Raw genomic sequence first — 6477 nt, 5'->3', positions numbered from 1 at the left:
GGCTTTGTTGCGTAATTCGATGGAACTAAATCAGGAAGTTACGATCTGATCGGCTACATCAGTTAATCATCGTAGCCTTATGCCGAAACCTCGTTACAAAACAACTAACTGGAAACAGTACAACAAAGCCCTAATCAACCGTGGTTCACTCACTTTCTGGATTGATGAGGAAGCCATACGCGAGTGGAAGCAAAGCAAACAGAGTAAGCGCGGCAGGCCTCGTCGATTCAGCGACCTAGCCATTACTACCGCACTGATGGTAAAACGCGTTTTCTCTATGCCATTGAGAGCGCTGCAAGGTTTTCTAGACTCAGTATTTAAGCTGGCTAACATACCGCTTGTTTGTCCGCATTACACCTGTATAAGCCGTCGAGCCCAGCAGGTTGAGGTTTCATTTAAAACTAAAACCAGAGGTGCGATACAGCATCTGGCCATTGATGCCACTGGTCTCAAGGTTTATGGCGAAGGTGAATGGAAGGTCAAGAAGCACGGTACTGACGGGAAGCGTAGAGTCTGGAGAAAGCTGCATTTAGCAGTCGACACCAGTACTCACGAGATAGTAGCAGCAGAACTGAGTTTATCTAATGTCACTGATTCAGAAGTCCTTCCTAATTTGCTCAAGCAAACACGTCGACAAATCATCGAGATATCTGGAGATGGTGCTTACGACACAAGGAACTGCCATGATGCCATACGGATTAAGCGAGCTATTCCGCTTATCCCACCAAGAGAAGGGGCAGCCTTCTGGGAACAAGGACATCCTCGCAATTTAGCAGTGGGTTGCCAAAAGCTCTACGGCTCCAACAAGAAGTGGAAAAAGCGGTATGGTTATCACAAACGTTCACTATCAGAAACAGCCATGTATCGAGTGAAGCAGTTGCTAGGTGGGAGGTTAAGCCTGCGAAACTACAATGCTCAGGTTGGCGAAACCTACGCCATGATTAAAGCGCTGAACAAGCTTACAGGGCTTGGTATGCCTGAAACTCAGTTTGTTGTTTAAGAATTGCACAATTTCGGGCGGTTTGTTTTTCTGTCCGAATTACGCAACAAAGCCCCTCCACGATGCAAAGTGATCCCAATACTAACAGTAAGTCCGCGTTCTCCGAGAATACTCTGCCATCCGAATTTGAAGATTCTTTCACGATAGTTTTCAGCGTGTATTTCCGCTTGCTCTAAGGTGACTCGCTCTAAGATCACTAAAAATTCTTCGCCACCAAAGCGGACACATGACGCGCCTCTAAACTTAAAGTAGGCCGCAAGTTCATGGGAGACACTCACAATCGCTTTATCACCAACTAGGTGACTTAGTTCATCGTTGATTGATTTGAAGTGGTCAATATCGACCACCATTAAGGAGAAAGGCACGTCGTGCAACAATAAGTCCTTAAGTTTGACATCAAGCCAGCGTCGGTTATGTAAGTTGGTTAGAGGATCGGTGAAGACATCTTGTTGAAGTTGAGCTACGGTATGCTTTTGGCTTTCAGTGGTCTCCTTCAGTTCACGGTTTTCTTGTTCTGATAAGATCAGTTTTAGCTGCAGTTCGAAACGAGATAAGCGTCTTAATTGGCTTGCACCAAGCTCACCTATGGGGATCTTTTTCATCAAGTCGCTTTCGATACGAAAAGCGCGTTTTTGATGTTCGAGCGCACTTTGGTAGTCACCTTTTTGCTCACTAATATTAGCGAGTGAATTGGCGAGTTTTAAAGACAAAATAGGAGAAGCGTACTCTTTGATGCGCTTATGTGTAGACTCAAGGACCCAATTGGCTAGATGCGGTTTGTTTTGTTCACTTAAACATGCTGCTAGCTCAATACGAATTGAGTTCGAGAGCCAAGCTGAGTGAACATTCCCATGTGAGTACTGCACATTTCCAAGACTTTGCATGGCAAGCTCTGTCTGCCCACTTTGGAGGTAAAGCTTTGCTTGGTAGAGTAGAATTTGTCCAGACAGTACTTTATCACTGACCAAAATACTCAGCTCTTCACACTCTTTAATAAGGTCTGTTGCCGCTGTTGTTCTATTGAGCTCAATGTAGCACGCGAGCATGTATAGCTTGTAGCGGAGTCTAAGCGATCGGCTACCGATAGCATGATCGATACTGTCGATTTTTTGGTAGTATCGAAGCGCGCGGTTGTGGTCACCATAGGCATCACATAAGTTACCCATCCCCAATACCGCCAAAACATATTCGTCGATAAAGCCATTGTCGACTGCGATGGTTGAGGCGCTGATGTATTCGTTAAGCGCGCCGTGGTAATCGCCGTACTCAATCAGCTTATCGGCTAATCCGTTGCGTACTTCTAATATAAGCTCTGCATCTTTGGGCAAAGACAAATGGGAAAGCGCTTCTTTAAGTTCATCAATACTGGCTTGATACTGTTTGAGCTCAAAACGAAACTCTGCGCTGATAATCAAGCACTGAGCTTTTTCTTGGCCTGTGGAGGCGATGTGTTGACGGACGTGATTCCAAAAAATCAGCGCTTCTTCACCACTAACAGAAGAAGCGTCTAAGCCGGAATCAGAAATCTTATTGAGTATCGTTTCCATGCTGCTCTTCCTGTTTCTGGCTTTCTTCAAGTTGTTCTAATGTGAATGGGAAAGACAGAATGTCTTGGTAGATGACTTTGGGTAACGAGCATTCTAACCCTTTACGTTGCCAAGGATAAATCTCAATCATTTTGGCCAATATCTGAAATACACTAAGAGCCGCCTCTCCTTTATCTGCGAGCAACAAGCCTAATCGGTCACTGCTGATGCGTGACAGCATATCTTGTTTGTTACAGATGGAGTGGGCGAGTTCTGCGCAGACATCAAGATACTGTGAGTCAGGATGCTGGATGATGATGACTGAATGGTTTGAACGTTTGAGTTCTGTCTTAAATAAGATCAGCTGCTCCCACCAATAGGTTTCAGACACCATTTGGGTCATCTGTTTTTCTGGGTCGAACTCGTGTTGACCACGAATTCGATTAATCAACTTTCTTGCTCGTTGCTCTAACTGCCTTTTTGATGATCTTGCTTTGTCGTTGCTTACTCTTGCGGTTTGCTCACGAAGCATGGTGGTTGAGTGCTTTCTGTATTTTTGAAAAGCTTCAAGAGCAAGTTTAAAGTTGCCGGACTCTTCCGCCACGCGAGACTGTTGGAAACAAATTTGCGAAAGTAGTTCACCATTGTCAAAAGCGACCGCAGACTGCTCTGCTTGAACCAAGAGTTTTGCAGCGGCATCAGGACGTTTTCGAAGGAGCTCGACACGAGCACGGCTGATGTAAGAGTGGGTTTTCATCCAAACTAAGTTGTGTTGGATCGCGAGATCATGGGCTTTGTTGGTTGCTTCTTCTGCATCCTCTATACGTTCAAGCCCAAGTAATGCAAGGCCACGGAAATCCCAGACTTCAGCTAGCCAGGTATTGTCGTTATGGTTTTTCAGAGCTTCGGTCGCGCCATCTAAAACGGACAGCATTTCAACGAAGTTATTGAGCAAGTAAAGATCCCAAGCGAGTAAAATTCGTGCCTTACCTTCTAACCATTGGATTCGGGCTTTGTTGGCAACTTTCACTGCTAGCTCATGAGTGGATTTTGCAAGTTGGTATTCATGAGTGATTCGCCATACATTGCCAAGGCCAATCAATGCCTCGAGCTGTATTTCGACTTCGTCAACCAGAGCGGACTGTTCTAGGGCATTTATCCAGTATTGTTGGGCCGAGTAATACTTAGCTTGGCCCCAGTAGTGGAGGGCGTGGATATGGAGAATTTCTGGAAGAAGATCATCGGTATCTAAAGCACTAAGTTTACTGTGTGCTTCTTTGATGTATTTTAGCCCTTTGCGGTAGTCCATACTGCACCATGCACAGCGTGACATGATGATCAGGGACTGAATCTCACCTTCAGAGTATAGGATTTGCGCAGAGCGCGCAGCGCACTGTTCAGCTATCGCCCAGACCTTTTCGGGCTCGGATTCTATCTTATCCTTTAGCTGTTCAATCTCGACTTCTAAAAGTCGCTGGCTTTTATCCAATGAATCAATCCTTTACCGCGTAGAGTTCATCTTACATTATGGCATTATATGAATAGAGTGCAGACGAACACTATAAAAAGTAATAAAACGGCGACTGTTTAAAGGTATCCGTCACATTACTAACTGTTAAGACAGTAACTCACGCAAGGTTAAAGGTGATTGAGTCAACTCTAAGGCTTGGGCCGCTGTCTTGCCATTCTTATCTTGGTAGCACAAATTATGCCAAGCTCTAAAAATATCCAGCATCGGAAGTAAGCCCCCCGGACGAAGTTTACGTCTAGGCTCGTTGATAAAGCTTTCAAAAAGGGTCTGAAAACGGTTTTGATAAAACTCTGTACGACGGATAGAAGCGTTACGTAGCCAGTGTTTCGGCTGATTCCTATCGCCCGCAAGATAACAGATCCCCTTTGATGCATTAATGCCAGAAGTGATAGCCCAACGGTCACGCCACCAACCCATATGGACAATGTCAATTTTGTCGATATTAGACTCAGGATTCCAACCTTGATCTTCTTCGACATACATTAGGTCGATATTTTGACGCTGAATGCGAGGTAGGCAGATGCTTAATGCGGCAGAGCGCAAAACAGGATCTTGAGGTAAATAGATAGAAACTCGACGCTCTTCTTGGCACAGATCAAGCACATGCAGGAAATGCGCATATGAGGTGTATGGCGGTCGCACAAGCGCGCCTTTAGTTGGGTAGTTAAAGACAGTTAGGTTACCCATCGGGTCTTCAACGTTCCCTCTTGCGAGAATGGTTTGATACTGTTGATCAATGCGTTCACGTAGTACTGGAGAAGGCGTAGGAGCCGGCATGTTTGCTTCCGATGAGTGCTCTCGTGAAACAAATCTTGCTGGGAATTTATAGGGGTCATGGTCAACTTCACCCATAGGTTCTTCATGGGATGAGTAGTTAACGTGTTGGCACAAAATGTAGCCACTGTGCGCTTCACCCGTAGCAATCCAAAGAACACCATTATTACTTTTTGGTTGTAAAGATACATAATGGGAGGCGAGCTCATAGCTTGCTGCATGATTTACCCAGCGTGCATCAAACATGGCCAGTTTTCGTCGACATCGGCTAGCAATATGGTCGACATGATCGTAAAACGTCTTTGGGTTGATTTCTAGTTTTCGGCAAATTTCTCGGACCGAGTAGCCCATAAAAAGCAAACCAAGGAGGTTTTCTTGAAATTGGAGTTTCTTATTGGCACCTGACCATTTGTCTACAAAGGTAGACTGGCAACATTTACAACGATAGCGTTGACGATCGCCGCTATAACCAAAGGCATGATAGAGATGTTTGTGGGTATGAACGGATAGACCAAAATTACTGCAGTCGTCATTACGACAGGCAGGTAGGCCATCACTATGCAAGTGTCTCAATCGATGAAGTTCATTGAGCACTTCTTGATTGTTAAGTAAGGGGGGGAAAGCACCACACTCCCGACATACCATCGCAGGTCGTTTAGGGTTCGCATGCTGCACAACGTAACGATGTGCATCACTCAATCCAAAGTTGTCACACGCCAATGTTTTACAAAAGTTGAGCTGTAAACCGTCTGCTTCCTGTGGCAGTTTGCCAGTTGTCACTATCTCCCCCTCGGGATTATTCGGGCCACCAAGCTAGCCTGGTGGCGAAAGGAATAAATTAAATGTTAATTGCAGTTTCTAGAGCAACTTTCATCATGTCGTTGAAAGACTTCTGACGCTCTTCTGAACTGAGTTTCTCACCACGGATAATGTGGTCAGATACTGTAAGAATTGTTAGTGCTTTAGCACCTAGATCTGCCGCTACGCCGTAGATACCAGCCGCTTCCATATCGACACCTAGGATGCCCAGCTTCTCCATCTTCTCGAAGATGTCTGCTTCAGGCGTGTAGAAAAGGTCTGCAGAGAATACGTTACCCACTTTTACTGGTACTTCTTGAGCACGAGCTTGGTTTACCGCTTCTTCTAGTAGGCCGTAATCAGCGATTGCTGCGAAGTCGTGGTTATTGAAACGAATACGGTTAACTTTAGAATCAGTTGAAGCACCCATACCGATAACAACATCCATCAGTTTAACGTCGTCACGTACTGCACCACAGCTACCTACACGAATTACGTTCTTTACACCGTACTCAGCGATTAGCTCGTGTACGTAGATACAACATGATGGAATACCCATACCGTGGCCCATTACAGACACTTTCTTACCTTTGTAAGTGCCTGTGTAGCCGAACATGTTGCGAACGTCACATACTTGCTTTACATCATCAAGGAATGTTTCCGCAATGTATTTAGCACGTAGTGGGTCACCTGGCATTAGAACTGTTTCAGCGAAATCACCTGGTTGTGCATTAATGTGTGGGGTTGCCATAGTTTTTACTCCAGTTTTATTAGCTAATCATTTCTGATTACTAAATATGTTGATTCTCAAAAATCTGTTGAGGGAATACTAGCCTTATATGACGGCA

Annotated in this window: 5 protein-coding genes; 1 reads left to right on the top strand and 4 read right to left on the bottom strand. The window is 45.0% G+C overall.

Annotated features, from left to right (window positions below; translation table 11 throughout):
* Positions 1-79 precede the first annotated feature (79 nt).
* Complete coding sequence (locus ACU01J_RS19385) at positions 80-1000, top strand: IS5 family transposase (protein ID WP_481085133.1); 921 nt, start codon at positions 80-82, stop codon at positions 998-1000.
* On the opposite strand, the gene ACU01J_RS19380 is transcribed toward ACU01J_RS19385, so the two are convergent.
* From ACU01J_RS19380 to deoD, 4 genes are all read right to left on the bottom strand, one after another.
* Entirely contained in the window at positions 997-2547 is a 1551-nt protein-coding gene (locus tag ACU01J_RS19380; RefSeq protein WP_481087168.1) for a diguanylate cyclase domain-containing protein, read from the bottom strand. The genes ACU01J_RS19385 and ACU01J_RS19380 overlap by 4 nt on opposite strands.
* The gene (locus ACU01J_RS19375; protein ID WP_481087167.1) at positions 2528-4015 is read right to left on the bottom strand and encodes a hypothetical protein; all 1488 of its coding nucleotides are present in this window, start codon (positions 4013-4015) and stop codon (positions 2528-2530) included. The genes ACU01J_RS19380 and ACU01J_RS19375 overlap by 20 nt, the downstream gene beginning before the upstream one ends.
* Before the next feature lie 126 nt (positions 4016-4141).
* Positions 4142-5611 carry a transposase gene (locus ACU01J_RS19370; protein ID WP_481087166.1) on the bottom strand — a complete coding sequence of 490 codons (1470 nt, stop codon included), beginning with the start codon at positions 5609-5611 and terminating at the stop codon, positions 4142-4144.
* A 58-nt stretch (positions 5612-5669) separates the two neighbouring features.
* Complete coding sequence (gene deoD, locus ACU01J_RS19365; protein ID WP_053439710.1) at positions 5670-6380, bottom strand: purine-nucleoside phosphorylase; 711 nt, start codon at positions 6378-6380, stop codon at positions 5670-5672.
* Between the last annotated feature and the right edge of the window lie 97 nt (positions 6381-6477).

The organism is Vibrio sp. 2433-A1 (assembly GCF_056726085.1).
The sequence above is the reverse complement of the archived record's forward strand: the minus strand, read 5'-3'. Positions and strand labels throughout refer to the sequence as shown.